A 3,623-nucleotide genomic window follows, 5' to 3' on the forward strand; every position below is an offset into this window, starting at 1 on the left:
GCTGCCGCCGGCTATTCGCTCCAGACAATCTCGACCGAACCGAGACCTACATCAATTCGCAAATCGAGACGGGCCGCGGCAGAATCAAAATCTTCCGATTTGTAGTACCCGTCTCTTATTCTCAGACCGGCGGCGTTGCGGAATTTTACTTTGGAAAGGAAGTTATCTTCCGCCTCTATCCGGACCGACAATTCGCGCGGGAGATAAATAACAGCGCTTCCCAGTCCGACGGAGATTTCAGCCTGTGCGCGAGTCTTCAGCTCTCCGGTAAACTCGAGACGAAATTCACCGACTCCGCCGTCAAATTTCAGAGTCTTAAAATTGGCGTTGAGCAGTTTTTCAATTTCGAACTCGGCGGCGCCGGCTTCAATCGAGATATTATCCAGCTCTGTCGGATTGGGACTGCTGAAAACAAGTTTCCCTTCGGCGACACCGATATCAAGGTTGAGGTCGGTGAGGGGAACTCCGCCCAGGTCGATAAAGGCGTCACAGAGTCCAAATTCCAGTTTTAAATCAGTCTTGTACGAGCGGGACAGTTCCATTTCCCACCGGTTGTCTTCGGTATCGACCTGAAATTTGCTGAAAAGGTCGGAGCCGACTTCAAGATACCCCCGTTCTCCCCGTTTCCGATAATCGGCAAAGACCTCTAAGCGGTCGGGGTTATAGGTGACGTCGGCTCGAAAGAGCGCGGGCATTTCCTCGGACGTCAAGCGGAAGTTGCCGGCGGCGAGGTCAATATCGGCATAGAGGATGGTAATGCTGTCGGCCGGGAAATTGAACTCTTTGGTCTCAACGGGTGCGGCGACGGCAGAGAGCGATAGCATCAGCATCAGGGCTGACGCTCCAAGAGATTTGTATGATTTCATGATTATTCTTTACGGGATAATCATCCCTTTGTTTCAGGCTCATCCCCTTTCAGGGGAGGAGGCGACGGGGGCGGCGGGGGAGAGAAGGAATCCATCCTTACAGAAATTGTGACCGATTTTTCGCAATCGCGGGTTCCGAAGCGGGTCAGAACCACGGTGCCAAGCCCGGCCGTGATACCGATAGACCAGATAATTATTGCCAGCACCAAAAACAGAGTAGCGAGTCCATCACTGAATCCGGAAGGGGACAGCATAAAGATGGACATTATAATCCAGGGGATGTAAAGCACGGTCATGCCGAAAACGATTCTCAAAAGTTGCGAATTGATGCCGGCAGAAAGAACCCGCCCCAGCGCCCGTCCCACAAATTGACCGAGCCCGATGGTGCCCAATATTACTCCCAGAACCAGCGCCAGCGGAAGGACGAAAATAGCAACCGGTATCCCGATGATAGTGAGGCAGAGGAGGGCAAAAACAGGACCGAATAGAATCCAGGCGGCAAAACCGATAAAGAAGGAGCGGACAAAATAGGTCTGCAGACATTTCTCGACACGGTTTATCGAATTGGGTACGATAGCAACCGCCAGTAAACCGCAGAAAAGCAGGACGGCCAGGATTATAAGATTGGCAATCAGGGCGGTATCGGAAGTGGTGTCGAATATTTCGATTTCAGGAATTTTGGGAAGGTCGGTCTCGATTTGACTCCCGCCGATAATGGCGCCGCGCATCTTGACGATTTCCGGGGCGCGGGCATCACCCGTTATCTCTCCGGAAGAGGTGACCGTAATCTTGCGGTAAGAGATAACATCCCCTTTGACCGTACCTTTGACCGTAATGGGACCGACTGCCACCAAAGGTCCGATGATTATTTCTTCGGGTCCTATTTCGACCGTGCCCAGCTGCAACCCGCGGATTTTACGGAATACCGATGATTCCAGTTCCTTTCGCAGAGAGTCGCTCAACACGACGAATTTTTCGGCGTCAAGGGCCTGCCTCTCGGCTTCCAGGAGAATTGAATCAGGATGCGGTACGATTGGAGGGATTATTTCAAGGCCGGGAATATCCGGTGAGGATATTTTACCCCCGGGGATGAATTTGTCCTGGCTGAAATCATACTCCCATTCCACCCCCTGACTGTCAACGCCGTAAACGCCATCGGGGGAAAGATGCAGCTCCAGGAAGACTTTCGCTTCCGCTCTGGCGTCAGCGGCTTTTCCGGTGGTCTCCGGCTCTGCCGTTTCCGCCGGCAGCGCGGCTAACAAAGATAAAGAAATGACCGCAAGAAACCGGAGGCCTGTATGAATCGCTCGCCAAATCATAGTCAGTACTCCGTTACCTCGATATGCCCGGAGGCGGTGGTCAGCGATATCTTGGGACCATCGGAACCGAACTCGCCCACCAGACGATTCTTGGTGACTGAGCGCACCGCCAGTTTCAAATCGGTTCTGATTTCTCCGGCGCCGGTCTCGAGACGAAGCAGGCCCGAGGAATTCTCCGGCACCACCAGAACGATTCTTCCGGCCGTAGTGCGGACAGAGATATCTTTATAGGTTTTCAATGCGGTCTTGATGGTGACATCGCCGGCCTGCGTGACGATATCAGCGGCGCCGGAATCCTGCTGGATATCTATGGCGCCGGCGTTGGAGCGTAGGCGCACATCTCCGGAAAGCTGCCGCAGGTTGACTTCCCCGGAGGATTGGGCAATGATAAGAGAGCCCTGCAATCCGTTGCCGCGGACATCTCCGGAAGTCAAACGAATATCGGCGGAGCCGTCAACGGTCTCCAGACTCAGGTCGCAGGAGCTGGCGGAAACAGCAATGTCGCCGTTGATATCTTTGAAAGTAATCTCGCCTGCGCCGTTCTTCTCTATGTCGATATTGCCGGCGATAGCGCTCAGGCGTACTTCTCCGTGGGAGGCATTTATATAAAGATCACCGCTTATACCATCGACCATAATGTCGCCGGGACTGCCTTCGAGCTCCAGACGGCAGTTACGGGGGACGGAAATAGAGTAATCGACACCGCCGAAACCCTCCTGGTCGGCGCCAAAAAGCCTGTCCCAGAAGGAGGGGGACTTGCGTGCGCTTTTCAGATAATCGGTCAATACCGATATCCGGTTTTCGGTGCGGGTCACCTTGATATCGATAGCGGCGCCCAGCTCTTCGGCTTCTTCCTGGTCGGAGGCGCGGACGAATTTGACCGCTTTAATTATCACCTGGTTATCGGCGCCGCCCACCACATCAATCCGCCCCGGAATATTGCTCAGGTAGAATTCGACCGAGTCGGCGGCATCGATAGTCTTTTGATAATCAAAGCGAAATGTCTTCGCTTCCGCGTGAACCACGAATGCCAGTAACAGAAGCAGAATAGCCGAATATGTTTTTCCCACGAGCCGTGTCATAATTCTTATAGCGCCTTGAGTTTTTTCTTCAGCAACTCCCGCGCCCGGAAGATTCGGGCTTTTACTGTTCCAATCGGAATATTCAGCGCCGCCGATATCTCTTCATAGGAGCGGTCATCCTTATGACGGTACAAAATCACGGTCCGGTATTTCTCCGGCAGGGAATCGATCGCTTCCTGTATTGAAACCCGGCGCTCCCGCTCCTCGAGGTCCTTTTCAGGATGATAAGAATAATCGGCGACATCGATTTCGGAGCGACCCTCGGAGGAGTCGGAGGCGGCGTCAAGGGAGAGAGTCTTAATCTTCTGTTTCCGGAGAAAATCGATAGCGGAATTGGCGGCGATACGGTACAACCA

Annotated in this window: 4 protein-coding genes; all 4 read right to left on the minus strand. The window is 53.4% G+C overall.

Features of this window, described 5'->3' with window-relative positions:
* Positions 1–11: 11 nt before the first annotated feature.
* On the minus strand, positions 12–866 hold the full coding sequence (locus AB1690_04800) for a toast rack family protein (GenBank protein ID MEW6014622.1): 855 nt from the start codon (positions 864–866) through the stop codon (positions 12–14).
* Between the two features lie 20 nt (positions 867–886).
* The gene (locus AB1690_04805) at positions 887–2,128 is read right to left on the minus strand and encodes a polymer-forming cytoskeletal protein (protein MEW6014623.1); all 1,242 of its coding nucleotides are present in this window, start codon (positions 2,126–2,128) and stop codon (positions 887–889) included.
* 59 nt (positions 2,129–2,187) lie between these two features.
* Positions 2,188–3,267: a DUF4097 family beta strand repeat-containing protein gene (locus AB1690_04810; protein MEW6014624.1), complete on the minus strand. Its 1,080-nt coding sequence runs from the start codon at positions 3,265–3,267 to the stop codon at positions 2,188–2,190.
* Between the two features lie 5 nt (positions 3,268–3,272).
* On the minus strand, positions 3,273–3,623 hold a 351-nt coding region (locus tag AB1690_04815), incomplete at its 5' end, for a sigma-70 family RNA polymerase sigma factor (protein ID MEW6014625.1).

The sequence above is a fragment of the Candidatus Zixiibacteriota bacterium genome (genome assembly GCA_040753495.1).
Lineage (GTDB): Bacteria > Zixibacteria > MSB-5A5 > GN15 > PGXB01 > DYGG01.